The 13,320-nt window shown below is 62.7% G+C and carries 13 protein-coding genes; 4 read left to right on the forward strand and 9 right to left on the reverse strand.

Annotated elements, in window-relative coordinates:
• Positions 1–1,047 (forward strand): threonine aldolase family protein, encoded by a 1,047-nt coding sequence (locus EP376_RS07475; protein ID WP_127655884.1) that lies wholly within the window; start codon positions 1–3, stop codon positions 1,045–1,047.
• On the opposite strand, the gene EP376_RS07480 is transcribed toward EP376_RS07475, so the two are convergent.
• Together EP376_RS07480 and EP376_RS07485 are read right to left on the reverse strand one after the other, a co-directional pair.
• Positions 1,044–1,826, reverse strand: a complete 783-nt coding sequence (locus EP376_RS07480; protein ID WP_127654946.1) for an alpha/beta fold hydrolase — start codon at positions 1,824–1,826, stop codon at positions 1,044–1,046. The genes EP376_RS07475 and EP376_RS07480 overlap by 4 nt on opposite strands.
• Positions 1,823–2,422 carry a 2-hydroxychromene-2-carboxylate isomerase gene (locus EP376_RS07485; RefSeq protein WP_127654947.1) on the reverse strand — a complete coding sequence of 200 codons (600 nt, stop codon included), beginning with the start codon at positions 2,420–2,422 and terminating at the stop codon, positions 1,823–1,825. The genes EP376_RS07480 and EP376_RS07485 overlap by 4 nt, the downstream gene beginning before the upstream one ends.
• A 116-nt stretch (positions 2,423–2,538) precedes the next feature.
• On the opposite strand from EP376_RS07485, the gene EP376_RS07490 reads away from it, so the two are divergent.
• Positions 2,539–3,558, forward strand: coding sequence for a ribose-phosphate pyrophosphokinase (locus EP376_RS07490; RefSeq protein ID WP_127654948.1), 1,020 nt, complete (start codon positions 2,539–2,541; stop codon positions 3,556–3,558).
• A gap of 13 nt (positions 3,559–3,571) precedes the next feature.
• Here EP376_RS07490 and EP376_RS07495 read toward each other — a convergent pair whose 3' ends face one another.
• The 7 genes from EP376_RS07495 to EP376_RS07525 form a co-directional block, all read right to left on the reverse strand.
• Positions 3,572–3,922 carry an H-type lectin domain-containing protein gene (locus EP376_RS07495; RefSeq protein WP_127654949.1) on the reverse strand — a complete coding sequence of 117 codons (351 nt, stop codon included), beginning with the start codon at positions 3,920–3,922 and terminating at the stop codon, positions 3,572–3,574.
• 125 nt (positions 3,923–4,047) lie between these two features.
• On the reverse strand, positions 4,048–4,473 hold the full coding sequence (locus tag EP376_RS07500) for a F0F1 ATP synthase subunit epsilon (RefSeq protein WP_127654950.1): 426 nt from the start codon (positions 4,471–4,473) through the stop codon (positions 4,048–4,050).
• A gap of 9 nt (positions 4,474–4,482) precedes the next feature.
• A complete protein-coding gene (gene atpD / locus EP376_RS07505; protein WP_127654951.1) occupies positions 4,483–5,904 on the reverse strand; it encodes a F0F1 ATP synthase subunit beta in 1,422 nt (473 codons plus the stop codon).
• Positions 5,905–5,921: 17 nt separating this feature from the next.
• Positions 5,922–6,803, reverse strand: a complete 882-nt coding sequence (locus EP376_RS07510; RefSeq protein ID WP_127654952.1) for a F0F1 ATP synthase subunit gamma — start codon at positions 6,801–6,803, stop codon at positions 5,922–5,924.
• Between the two features lie 21 nt (positions 6,804–6,824).
• On the reverse strand, positions 6,825–8,363 hold the full coding sequence (atpA, locus tag EP376_RS07515; protein ID WP_127654953.1) for a F0F1 ATP synthase subunit alpha: 1,539 nt from the start codon (positions 8,361–8,363) through the stop codon (positions 6,825–6,827).
• The gene (locus EP376_RS07520; RefSeq protein WP_127654954.1) at positions 8,363–8,929 is read right to left on the reverse strand and encodes a F0F1 ATP synthase subunit delta; all 567 of its coding nucleotides are present in this window, start codon (positions 8,927–8,929) and stop codon (positions 8,363–8,365) included. Before EP376_RS07520 ends, atpA begins: the two co-directional genes overlap by 1 nt.
• Positions 8,930–9,159: 230 nt before the next feature.
• Positions 9,160–9,945, reverse strand: coding sequence for a class I SAM-dependent methyltransferase (locus EP376_RS07525; RefSeq protein ID WP_127654955.1), 786 nt, complete (start codon positions 9,943–9,945; stop codon positions 9,160–9,162).
• Positions 9,946–10,043: 98 nt separating this feature from the next.
• Between EP376_RS07525 and gloB the strand changes: the two genes are divergently transcribed.
• Positions 10,044–10,811 (forward strand): hydroxyacylglutathione hydrolase, encoded by a 768-nt coding sequence (gloB, locus tag EP376_RS07530; protein ID WP_127654956.1) that lies wholly within the window; start codon positions 10,044–10,046, stop codon positions 10,809–10,811.
• Positions 10,812–10,991: 180 nt separating this feature from the next.
• Positions 10,992–13,316, forward strand: a complete 2,325-nt coding sequence (gene clpA, locus EP376_RS07535; RefSeq protein WP_127654957.1) for an ATP-dependent Clp protease ATP-binding subunit ClpA — start codon at positions 10,992–10,994, stop codon at positions 13,314–13,316.
• Positions 13,317–13,320 lie beyond the last annotated feature (4 nt).

Genomic DNA, 13,320 nt, shown 5'->3' on the forward strand with positions numbered 1-13,320 from the left:
ATGTTCTTTGCCTCTGACAATGGCGGCCCGGTCCATCCGCAGATCATGCAGGCGATTGCCGCGGCAAATGACGGCCATGTCCTGAGCTATGGTAACGATCCCCTGACGCAGCAGGCGGTCGAGATGATCCGCGAGCTGTTCGAAGCGCCCGAGGCCGTCGTGCGGCTTGTCGCGACGGGAACGGCCGCCAATGCGCTGATCCTGTCGACGATGGCACAGCCGTGGCAGACGATCTTCTGTACGCCGCTGGCCCATATCCACGCCGATGAATGCAACGCCCCAGAACTCTTTACCGGGGGCGCCAAGCTGACCCTGACCGGGACGGATGGCGCCAAGATGACGCCCGACACCCTTGGGCAGGCAATCACGAGGATCGGCTGGCGCGGCATCAACGCGCCGCAACCCGGTGCGGTCTCGCTGACGCAGGTCACCGAGATGGGCACGCTTTATACGCTGGACGAGTTGAAAGCCCTTTCAGCCATTGCGCGGGCCCATGATCTGCCTGTCCATCTGGATGGCGCGCGCTTTGCCAATGCCTGCGCCGCGCTGGGATGCACGGCTGCCGAGATGACGTGGAAGGCCGGCATCGACGCCGTCAGTTTCGGCGGCACAAAGAACGGCTGCATGGCCGTCGAGGCGGCCGTGTTCTTCGACCCTGCCGTCGCGCGGGAATTCGACCTGCGACGCAAGCGCGGGGCACATCTGTTTTCCAAGCACCGCTACCTTGCGGCACAGATGCAAGGCTATCTGCAAGACGGGCTCTGGCTCGATCTGGCGCGGATGGCGAATGAACGTGCGGCGCAGCTGGCCACAGGGCTGCGCGCCGCAGGTGTCGACTTCGTCTGCGAACCGCAGGCCAACATGATCTTTGCCCGTCTGCCCCGGTCCGAACATCAGCGGCTGATGTCGGGGGGAGGCGTCTACTACACCGAGGATGGCGATCCGTGGCACGGCCCCGACGACGAGATGCTGATGGGACGGTTTGTCTGCGATTGGTCAGTGACCGAGGATGACGTGGACCGGTTCCTTCAGCTTGTCACCGGCTAAAGCATCGTTCGGGCAACCAGACCGGGATGGGTCAGCGGGCCCATATGGCCCACCTCCTCGAACCGGACAAGGCGCGAACCGGGAATGCGGTCGTGGATCGCCTGCATCACATGGGGCATCACGGGTTCGGTCTGATGACCCAGCATCAGCGTCACGTCGCAGATCAGACGCTCCAGACGACCGGGGGCAAAGACTCCGCCGACATCCCCCTCGAAGGCGCGTTCACTGGCCATGATGAACCAGATACGGGCGGCCATGTCGCGCCGGACGAACGCCGGCAGCACGTCCCAGGCCGTGCCGCCCCACATCCCGTTGAAGATTTCGGCGGCGCTGTCGTGGCGCCCTGCCTCCATCTCGGCCACGAAGGGGGCGAACCGCGCGAGATAGGCATCATAGGCCGGGGTTCCGATGATCGGCGTGAAATAGACCGGCTCATATAGCGCCAGCCGGGAGACGAGTTCCGGATGATCCACCGCCATCCGAAGCGCCGCCGTCGCCCCGAAGGAATGACCAAAGACATGGCTGCCGGGCTCCGCCACCTCGGCCGCCGCGTCGGACACGAGGCCCTGAATATCGGCCTCGCCATCCCATGGGCCGCTGTTCCCGTGGCCCGGCATGTCGATCAGCCGGATGCGGTGCGTGTTGGCGAAGGCCTTGGCAAGCCGCGCGAGGCTCCGGTGATTGCCCAGCGAACAATGGATCATCACCATGGGAAGCGGCCCGTCACCGAGCGTGGTGACGGCGATGTCATGGCCCCGGATCGTCAGGTGATCCGTCACCCGCGCGCCGCAAGGTGGGCGTCAAGATCTGCAAGTCTGTCCTGCCCCCAGAACCGTTCGTCCTCGTCGGTGATATAGAACGGAGAGCCGAAGACCCCGCGATTGACCGCCTCTTCAAGGTTGTCCTCATAGGCGATGGCCCCGGCCATCAGCCCCTTGTCGGCAAGGTCCGGATCAAAACCCGCCGCCGCAAGGCAGTCGCGGATCACGGCATCCTCGGCGATATCCTTCTCTTCCGCCCAGCTTGCGGCAAGAAGCCCGTGGACAAGGCGCCCCATATCCCCGCCACCCGCCGATTGTGCGGCGATGATCGCGAAGGCCGAGGGCGCGCCGTTCGTGGGCCAATACGCCGGTCGAGCGTTGATCGACAGCCCGGCCGCCTGCGCCTGCCTGCGCAACTCCTGCAGGCGATAAGCCTTGCGGCCTTCGGAACGTTCGGCAAGCGGGGTACCCCCTGTTCGGGCAAAAAGGGCACTGATATCGAGCGGACGATAGGTGACCGTCGCGCCATGCCGTTGGGCGATCTCCTCCAGCCGGGTTCCGGCAAGATAGGCAAAAGGGGAAAGTGTCGCGAAGAAGTAATCAATATGCGGCATTTGATACTCGGCCCGTGCATAAACTTTGCGTCAGGGTAGGCTTGTGCTAGGCGGTGTCAACGGCGCGATTCCTCTCCCCCTCTGGCGCCGGCTGCCACTTACGAAGGACTTTCCCCATGCCCAATCTGACTGAGCCCAAGCTCATCGCAGGGAATGCCAACCGAACGCTTGCCCTGGCCGTCGCACGCCGCATGTCGATGCACCGAGGAATGAGCGTGGGGCTGGTCGATGCACGGGTCGAACGGTTCAACGACGGCGAGATCTTCGTCGAAGTTTTCGAGAACGTCCGCGGCGAGGATATGTTCGTCATCCAGTCGACGTCGAACCCCGCCAATGACAACCTGATGGAATTGCTGATCATGTCGGACGCGCTGCGCCGATCGTCGGCGGCGCGGATCACGGCGGTGATCCCCTATTTCGGCTATGCCCGGCAGGACCGGCGCACCAAGGCGCGCACACCGATTTCAGCCAAGCTGGTGTCGAACCTGATCGTCGAGGCAGGCATTGAACGCATTCTGACGATGGATCTGCACGCCACGCAGATTCAGGGCTTCTTCGATATCCCGGTCGATAACCTCTATGCCTCGCCCGTCTTCGCGCTGGATGTGATGCACCAGTTCCGGGGCCGGATGGATGACATCATGGTCGTGTCCCCCGATGTGGGCGGCGTGGCGCGGGCACGCGATCTTGCCCAGCGGATCGGTGCCCCTCTGGCCATCGTGGACAAGCGACGGGAAAAGGCCGGCGAAGTGGCGGAAATGACAGTGATCGGCGATGTCACAGGGCGAACCTGCCTGATCGTCGACGATATCGTCGACAGCGCGGGCACCCTGTGCAAGGCCGCCGAGGTCCTGACGGAAAACGGCGCCAAGGAAGTGCATTCCTATATCACCCACGGCGTTCTGAGCGGCCCCGCTGTCGAGCGGGTCGAGAAATCGGTGATGAAAAGCCTTGTGATCACCGACACGATCGAGGCGACTGCTTCGGTCAGGGCCGCGCCGAATATCCGGGTCGTGCCGACGGCCCCGATCTTCGCACAGGCGATCCTCAATACCTGGAGCGGGACAAGCGTGTCGTCCCTGTTCGATCACGAAACACTGACCCCGATCTACGAAGGCATGTATTCGGCCGCCTGAGCCCGAAACACCGTCAGTATAGCTCCCACATCTGGTCGTCACGGGCCGGGCCGATGGCCGTCCAGGCCACGCGGATGCGCGCGACCTTGCTGTCGCCCCATGTGCGGAACACGATGGAAAACCCCTCGGCACTGGCGTCTTCGGCCTTGATGTCGGCCCGTCCGTTCGCCGCGTTCGACATGTCCCACATGCTGATGGATACCTGAACGATCGGTGGCGCGATGAAGGCCTCGTCGAAAAGAATGTGGCGCCGCATCTGCCGCGGGCCATCCCCTGTCCACATATCGCCGTCGGTCTCGAAATCTGAAAACAGAACTACGTCACCATGGCAAATACCGACGACCTCGTTCGAGAATTTCTTCATCGCCCGATCTCTCTGAAATTGTCGCGACTTTTGTCCTAGCACTCAAACGGGGCAGAAATTCGATAAAGAAATACCCCCGGACCAAAAAAGGCCCGGGGGTATGTTTTGTTGCACTGGCTTAAGGCTCAGTTGGAGCTAAGCCCCATTTCCGAACCGACCGCGACCATGTCTGCCAGAAGCTTGGCTGCCTCGTCGACGGGACCGGGTTCGTTCACATAGGCATCCTTGGCCTTGGCGTGACGATCACGCAGGCCCTGGATCATGCGGTCGAACATGTCCTGGTTCAATTCACCCCTCGGGAGGGCTTCCTCGGCCAGAACCGTTACCCCGTCACCCGAGATCTCGGCAAAACCGCCCGAGACGACATATTCATCCGTCCCGCCGGCATGTGCGACCTTGAGAACCCCGGGGCGCAATGTGGTGATGGTGGGAACATGATCGGGCATCGCCGTCATGTCACCATCCGCGCCGGGGATCTGGACTTCGCGCGCCTCGACGGAGGCAAGCCGCCGTTCGGGGGACACGAGGTCGAATTGCATCATATCTGCCATATCGGCTCCTTACGCCGCCGCTGCCATGCGTTCGGCTTTGGCGATCACTTCGTCGATGCCGCCGACCATGTAGAAGGCGCCTTCGGGAAGATGGTCGTATTCGCCGGCGACAACCGCCTTGAACGACGCGATCGTATCCTCAAGCGGGACCTGAACACCGTCGGAACCGGTGAACACCTTCGCCACGTCGAAGGGCTGCGACAGGAAGCGCTGAAGCTTCCGGGCGCGTGCCACGGTGAGTTTGTCCTCTTCCGACAGTTCGTCCATGCCGAGAATGGCGATGATGTCCTGCAGCGACTTGTAGCGCTGAAGCATCTGCTGAACGTCGGTCGCGACCTTGTAGTGCTCTTCGCCGACAACGGCCGGGTCAAGCAGACGCGAGGTGGAGTCGAGCGGGTCCACGGCCGGGTAGATGCCCAGCTCCGAAATGGCGCGCGACAGAACCGTCGTGGCATCGAGGTGGGCGAACGAGGTGGCCGGCGCGGGGTCGGTCAGGTCGTCCGCAGGAACGTAGATGGCCTGCACCGAGGTGATCGACCCGTTCTTGGTGGAGGTGATCCGCTCCTGCATCTGGCCCATGTCGGTGGCCAGCGTCGGCTGGTAGCCCACCGCCGAGGGGATACGGCCGAGCAGAGCCGACACCTCGGAGCCCGCCTGCGTGAAGCGGAAGATGTTGTCCACGAAGAACAGAACGTCGGTACCCGACTGGTCGCGGAAAGCTTCGGCCATGGTCAGGCCCGACAGCGCGACCCGCATACGGGCGCCCGGAGGCTCGTTCATCTGACCGTAGCAGAGCGCCACTTTCGATTTCGTCAGGTCATCGGCGTCGATGACGCCCGACTCGATGAATTCGTAGTAAAGGTCGTTGCCCTCACGGGTCCGTTCACCGACGCCGGCGAACACGGAATACCCCGAGTGCACCTTCGCGATGTTGTTGATCAGTTCCTGAATGAGAACCGTCTTGCCCACGCCGGCACCGCCGAACAGGCCAATCTTGCCACCCTTGGCGTAGGGGGCGAGAAGGTCGATGACCTTGATGCCGGTGACCAGAACCTCGGACGCAGTGGACTGCGCTTCGAAGGTCGGGGCGTCGGCATGGATCGAGCGGCGCTCTTTCTCGCCGATCGGGCCTTTCTCGTCGACGGGGTCGCCGACGACGTTCATGATCCGGCCGAGCGTTGCGTCACCCACGGGCACGGTGATCGGGCCATCGCTGTCGGTGACCTGCTGGCCGCGGACGAGGCCTTCGGTCGCGTCCATGGCGATGGCGCGGACCGTGTTCTCGCCAAGGTGCTGGGCAACTTCGAGAACCAGCGTCTTGCCGTTGTTGTCGGTCGTCAGCGCGTTGAGGATTTCGGGCAGGTGATCGTCGAACTGCACGTCGACCACGGCGCCAATCACCTGGGTGATCTTGCCTTTTGCATTTGCCATGTTTCGTCTCCGGTCGGTTAGAGCGCTTCAGCGCCCGAAATGATTTCGATAAGCTCGTTGGTGATGACGGCCTGACGGGTCCGGTTGTATTCGATCGTCAGCTTGTCGATCATCTCGCCCGCGTTGCGGGTCGCGTTGTCCATGGCGCTCATCCGGGCGCCCTGTTCCGAGGCCCCGTTTTCCAGCAGCGCCGAGAAGATGGCCGTGGCCACGCCGCGCGGCAGCAGGTCGGCGAGGATCGCCTCTTCGCTGGGCTCGTATTCGTAAAGCGTGCTTGCGCCCGCCTCTTCGCCATCCTCGGTCTCGAACGAGGCCGGAATGATCTGCTGAGCCGTCGGCTCCTGCGAGATCACGCTGTGGAACTTCGAATAGAAGATCGTCGCGACGTCGAAATCCCCCGCATCGAAGCGCGAAAGGATATCCTTGGCGATCGCCTGCGCATCGGCGTAACCCACGCGCTTGACTTCACTCAGGTCGACATGGTCGACGAACAGATCGCCGTAGTCGCGGCGCAGCGCGTCGCGGCCCTTTTTGCCGACGGTGAGGATTTTCACCGTCTTGCCCTGCGCCTTCAGCTCGGACGCGCGGAGGCGCGCAAGCTTGGCGATGTTCGCGTTGAAGCCGCCACAGAGCCCGCGCTCGGCCGTCATGACAACAAGCAGGTGAACCTGATCGCTGCCGGTGCCGGACAGGAGGCGGGGCGCCGTGTCAGAGCCCTGGGCCGAGGCGGACAGACCCGCCATGACCGCGTTGAAACGCTCCGTATAGGGGCGCGATTGCTCGGCCGCATCCTGTGCCCGCCGCAGTTTCGCGGCGGCCACCATCTGCATGGCCTTGGTGATCTTGCGGGTCGATTTGACCGACTCGATCCTGTTCTTCAGGTCCTTCAGACTGGGCATGAGCCTAAGTCCTCCTCAGGTTCAGGCGAAGTCCTTGGCGAATTCCTCGATGGCGCCACGGATCTTGTCTTCCGCATCGCCCTTCACCTTCGGGTCCTCGTTGGTGATGAAGTCGAGAACGTCGCGGCGGTTGTTGCGCAGATGCGCAAGCAGACCGGCTTCGAACCGACCGACATCGGAGACCTTGATCTTGTCGAGGAACCCATTGGTGCCGGCATAGATCACGCAAACGATCTCGGCATTGGTGAGCGGGGAGTACTGCGGCTGTTTCATCAGCTCGGTCAGGCGCGCACCACGGTTCAGCAACTGCTGGGTCGCGGCGTCAAGATCGGAGCCGAACTGCGCGAAGGCCGCCATCTCGCGATACTGGGCCAGTTCCAGCTTGACCGGGCCGGCGACGGATTTCATCGCGTTGGTCTGGGCCGAAGAGCCCACGCGCGACACCGACAGACCGGTGTTCACGGCGGGGCGGATGCCCTGGAAGAACAGTTCGGTTTCGAGGAAGATCTGGCCGTCGGTGATCGAGATCACGTTGGTCGGAATAAAGGCCGACACGTCGCCGCCCTGCGTTTCGATGATCGGCAGCGCGGTCAGCGAACCTGCGCCATGATCTTCGTTCAGCTTGGCCGACCGCTCCAGCAGGCGCGAGTGGAGGTAGAATACGTCACCCGGATAGGCTTCACGGCCCGGCGGGCGGCGCAGCAGGAGCGACATCTGGCGATAGGAAACGGCCTGCTTGGACAGGTCATCATAGATGATCAGGGCATGGCGGCCATTGTCGCGGAAGAATTCGGCCATGGCCGTCGCGGCATAGGGAGCCAGGTACTGCATGGGGGCCGGCTCGGAGGCGGTGGCGGCCACGACGACGGTGTATTCGATGGCGCCGGATTCCTCGAGACGCTTCACCAGCTGGGCCACGGTCGACCGCTTCTGGCCAACGGCGACATAGACGCAATACAGCTTCTTGCTTTCGTCGTCGCCCGCGGCGTCGTTGTAGGATTTCTGGTTCAGGATCGTGTCGAGCGCGACAGCGGTCTTGCCGGTCTGACGGTCGCCGATAATCAGCTCCCGCTGGCCACGGCCGATCGGGATCATGGCGTCAACGGATTTCAGGCCAGTGGCCATCGGCTCGTGAACCGATTTGCGCGGAATGATGCCCGGCGCCTTGACGTCGGCGACGCGACGCTCGGTGCCTTCGATCGGGCCCTTCCCGTCAAGCGGGTTGCCCAGCGCGTCAACGACACGACCCAGAAGCGCGTTGCCGGCGGGCACGTCCACGATGGCGTTCGTCCGCTTGACGGTGTCGCCTTCCTTGATGTCCCGGTCGGAGCCGAAGATAACGCAGCCGACGTTGTCGATCTCGAGGTTCAGGGCCATCCCGCGGACACCGCCGGGGAATTCGACCATTTCGCCGGCCTGAATGTTGTCGAGGCCATGGACGCGCGCGATCCCGTCACCGACGGACAGCACCCGGCCAACCTCGGCCACCTCGGCCTCCTGGCCAAAATTCTTGATCTGGTCCTTCAGGATCGCAGAAATCTCTGCAGCTTGGATCGCCATTAGCGGGCCTCTTTCATGCTGTTCTGGAGTGCCGTGAGCTTCGCGGCGATCGAGGTGTCGATCATCTTCGAGCCCACTTTTACAACGAGACCGCCGATGAGGCTTTCATCAACGGTCGAAATGATCTTCACATCCTTGCCGGCCTGCTTTGCAAGCGTCTTGGCAAGTTTCTCGGACTGAGCCTTGGTCAGCGCCTTGGCGCTCGTGACTTCGGCGGTCACTTCGCCCTTTTCGACCGCGATCCGGTCGCGCAGCGCGCGCACCATCTGCGGCAGAACGAACAGGCGCCGCTTGGATGCCATCAGACCAAGGACGTTCGACATGGTCGTCGACAGGCCCATCTTGCCCGCGACCGCGACGATCGCACGGCCCTGTTCCTCGCGGGAATAGAGCGGTGACGTGATCAGAGTGCGAAGGTCCTCGCTCTCCTTCAGGGCGGCGTCGAGCATGTCGACATCCGATTCGAGTGCGTCGAGCGCGGCGCCATCCCTGGCGATCTCGAACACGGCAGTGGCATAGCGCGCGGCGATACCTGTTGAAATCGAAGCTGGTTCGGACACGTCCACCCTTTCGATGTCTTTGGCCTGACATCCCGGACAGGGATGGCCAAGCAGCTTAAAGAAGCCCCGCGACCCGGTTTTCAGATCACGGGGATGTCAAAATCAGGCGCGATGTAGCAGAGGTATCTGGGTGTCGCAACTCAATTAGCCCCCCACTCTTGTGGCCAAGTAGCGCAGGCCGGGTCAAGGGTCTTGACCCAAGGTCAGTCATATCATCCCAATGGATGTCCCGGGCATTACATGGATTCGGACGCGCTGGTTCTCGGCTGATTGCGCCCTGCGGGGGCGGGTTCCGGCACGCCCAGCCCCTCGAGAACCTTCAGGGGCCTGCGCACACGGGCCGGGGCCCCCGGCGGACTGGGCGCCGGCACCTGCTTGGCCGCCTCGACCATCAGCACGCCGCCTGCCGTGAAAATGGGCAGGAATCGTCCCGCCTTCTCGATCACCGGAGAGAATCGCCGCCACAGCCGGTCGGATGAGGGCGGTTGATACAGCGTGGAAATCGTGCGGCAGGGTTCGAAATCGTGGACCTTGAGCTGGGATTCGAGTTGGCTCACCGTATAGGGCCTGCCAAAGCCGAACGGCGTCTTGTCCGACCGCGACCAGATGCCCGACCGGTTGGGCACGACGAAGACGACCCGCCCGCCCGGGGCCAGAACGCGCAAGCATTCCCGCAGGAGGGCCGCCGGATGATCGCTGGTTTCCAGCCCGTGCAGCAGGACAAGCCGGTCCACCTGACCCGTCTGTATGGGCCAGAGGGTATCCTCGCACAGGATCGAGACATTCTTCTGACCCGCGGGCCATGCCATGACGCCCTGCGGCGCGGGCATCAGCCCCATCACGCGGCGGGCCTGGGACAGGAACGGGCGCAACAGCGGGACGGCAAAGCCGAAACCGGCCACGGTCTGACCCGAAACATCGGGCCACATTTCGACCAGTTGATCACGGATCACCTTTTGCGCCGCGCGCCCTTTGGCGCTTCGGTAATAGAAATTTCGCAGATCCTGGACGTCCAGATGCATTGCCGGTCAGCCCTCGATTTGCAAAGCTCTGCCATGGGCGGCTTGGTGCAGAGCGAAGCACAGCACCGTTGACATGACAAGCGAAGGAGTGCCCGAACATGCCATTCACCCTCGTCACCATACCGTGTCGAAGCGACAATTACGCCTTCTTACTGCACAATGACGATACCGGGCAGACGCTGCTGGCCGATGCCCCCGAGGCCGCGCCGATCATTGCCGAACTGGACGATCGCGGCTGGACGCTGGACGATCTGCTCATCACCCACCACCATCAGGATCATATCGACGGGGTCGAGGCCCTGCGCGACAAGTATGGCTGCCGGGTCGTGGGCGCCCGTGCCGACAGGCACCGGCTTCCGCCGCTGGACCTCGAGGTTGATCCCGACACCGAATTCGAGACCTGCGGCACGGTCGCATCCGTGATCGATGTGTCGGGCCATACCGTCGGGCATATCGCATTCCATATCCCGCAGGCCGAGGCCGCCTTTACCGGCGACAGCCTCATGGCATTGGGATGCGGGCGACTGTTCGAGGGCACCGCGCCGCAGATGTGGGAGAGCCTGTTGCGCCTGCGTGCCCTTCCGCCCCAGACGCGAATCTGCTCGGGCCACGAATATACCGCAGCCAATGCGCGCTTTGCGCTGACGGTCGACGGCGATAATTCCGACCTCGTCGATCGGGCCGCCCGCATTGACGCGGCCCGCGCGGAAGGCAAAGCGACAGTCCCGTCACTTCTGTCCGAGGAATGCGCGACGAACCCGTTTCTGCGCGCGGACGCCACCGGGATGGACGCGCAGGTCGATCTGCCGGGCGCCGAAGCTGCAACCGTCTTTGCAGAGATCCGTTCAAGAAAGGATAACTTTTGATCGTAGCGATGCAGGATTGGCCCAACGGACCGGCGAAACAGGTTCACAAGCGATCACAGAATCCGAAAAAACAAAGAATCTTCTTGAAGCTCGCCAGATAAAACCGATCTTAACACTCAAGAGGACACGGTCGGACAAGGTGTCAGAACCGGACCGGCCCCGATCAGAGGAGCACCCAAAGTGCCGTCGTTTTCATCCACGCTCGAGCAGTCGATCCACGCGGCCCTGGCCCTGGCGAACGCCAGACGTCATGAGCTTGCCACTCTGGAACACCTCCTTCTCGCCCTGATCGACGAGCCAGATGCCGCGCGCGTCATGCGCGCCTGCTCCGTCGATCTGGAGGAGCTGCGCCGCTCTCTCGAGGAATTCATCGAGGACGATCTTTCCACGCTCATCACGGACGTCGAAGGATCGGAAGCAGTGCCCACAGCGGCGTTCCAGCGCGTGATCCAGCGCGCCGCGATCCATGTTCAGAGTTCCGGCCGCTCCGAAGTGACAGGGGCGAACGTTCTGGTCGCGATCTTCGCGGAACGGGAATCGAATGCCGCCTATTTCCTGCAGGAGCAGGACATGACCCGCTATGATGCGGTCAACTTCATCGCGCATGGCGTGGCCAAGGATCCGGCCTTCGGCGAGAGCCGCCCCGTGACCGGCGCCAGCGACGACAAGCAGGAAGAGACCGAAACCGTCGCCTCTGGCGACGACAAGGAAAGCGCCCTTGGCAAGTATTGCGTCGATCTCAACACGAAATCACGCGAGGGCGATGTCGATCCGCTGATCGGCCGCCACCACGAGGTGGAACGCTGCATTCAGGTCCTGTGCCGCCGGCGCAAGAATAACCCGCTTCTCGTGGGCGACCCCGGCGTCGGCAAGACGGCGATCGCGGAAGGTCTGGCCTACAAGATCGTCAAGGGCGAGGTGCCGGAGGTTCTGGCCGGTGCTACGATCTATTCCCTCGACATGGGCGCGCTTCTGGCGGGCACACGCTACCGCGGTGACTTCGAAGAGCGGCTCAAGGCCGTGGTGACGGAACTGGAAGAACATCCCGATGCGGTTCTCTTCATCGACGAGATCCACACCGTGATCGGCGCAGGCGCCACCTCCGGCGGCGCGATGGATGCGTCGAACCTGCTCAAGCCCGCGCTTCAGGGCGGTAAGCTGCGCTGCATGGGCTCCACCACCTACAAGGAGTTCCGCCAGCATTTCGAAAAGGACCGCGCGCTGAGCCGCCGGTTCCAGAAGATCGACGTGAACGAGCCTTCGGTCGAAGATACCGTCAAGATCCTCAAGGGCCTCAAGCCCTATTTCGAGGAGCATCACGCCATCAAGTATACCGCCGACGCGATCAAGACGGCGGTGGAACTGTCGGCGCGTTACATCAACGACCGCAAACTGCCCGACAAGGCCATCGACGTCATCGACGAGGCGGGCGCGGCACAGCACCTGGTTGTGGAATCCAAGCGGCGCAAGACGATCGGCGCCAAGGAGATCGAGGCCGTCGTGGCCAAGATCGCCCGGATCCCGCCCAAGAACGTCTCGAAGGACGACGCCGAAGTGCTGCGCGATCTGGAAGGCAGCCTCAAGCGCGTGGTCTTTGGTCAGGACGCGGCGATCGAAGCTCTCAGCTCCGCGATCAAGCTGGCGCGTGCCGGCCTGCGTGAACCCGAAAAGCCGATAGGCAACTACCTCTTTGCCGGGCCCACGGGCGTCGGCAAGACCGAAGTAGCCAAGCAGCTGTCGGATATTCTGGGCGTGGAATTGCTGCGGTTCGACATGTCGGAATACATGGAGAAACATGCCGTCAGCCGCCTGATCGGCGCGCCTCCGGGCTATGTCGGCTTCGATCAGGGCGGTCTGCTGACCGACGGTGTCGACCAGCACCCGCATTGCGTGCTGCTGCTGGACGAGATCGAAAAGGCGCATCCGGATGTCTACAACATTCTGCTGCAGGTCATGGATCATGGCACGCTGACCGACCACAACGGCCGGACCGTCGATTTCCGCAATGTCGTGCTGATCATGACGTCGAATGCCGGCGCATCCGAACAGGCGAAAGAGGCCATCGGCTTCAACCGTGACCGTCGCGAGGGCGAGGATACGGCGGCGATCGAACGGACCTTCACGCCGGAATTCCGCAACCGTCTGGATGCTGTGATTTCCTTCGGCGCTCTGCCGAAAGAGGTCATCATGCAGATCGTCGAGAAGTTCGTTCTGCAACTCGAGGCTCAGCTGATGGACCGCAATGTCCATATCGAGCTGACATCCAAAGCGGCCGAATGGCTGGCCGACAAGGGCTATGATGACAAGATGGGCGCGCGACCGCTTGGCCGCGTGATCCAGGAAAACATCAAGAAGCCGCTGGCCGAAGAACTGCTGTTCGGCAAGCTGCAAAAGGGCGGAATTGTTCAGGTCGGTGTCAAGAACGACAAGATCGACCTGCGCTACAAATCGCCCGAAAAGGCGCAGCTGACGGCGAAGAAGCCTCCGCTTCTGACCGCAGACTGATCGC

Origin of the sequence: Alexandriicola marinus (assembly GCF_004000435.1) — a bacterium.
In the GTDB taxonomy this organism is placed as follows: Bacteria; Pseudomonadota; Alphaproteobacteria; order Rhodobacterales; family Rhodobacteraceae; genus Alexandriicola; species Alexandriicola marinus.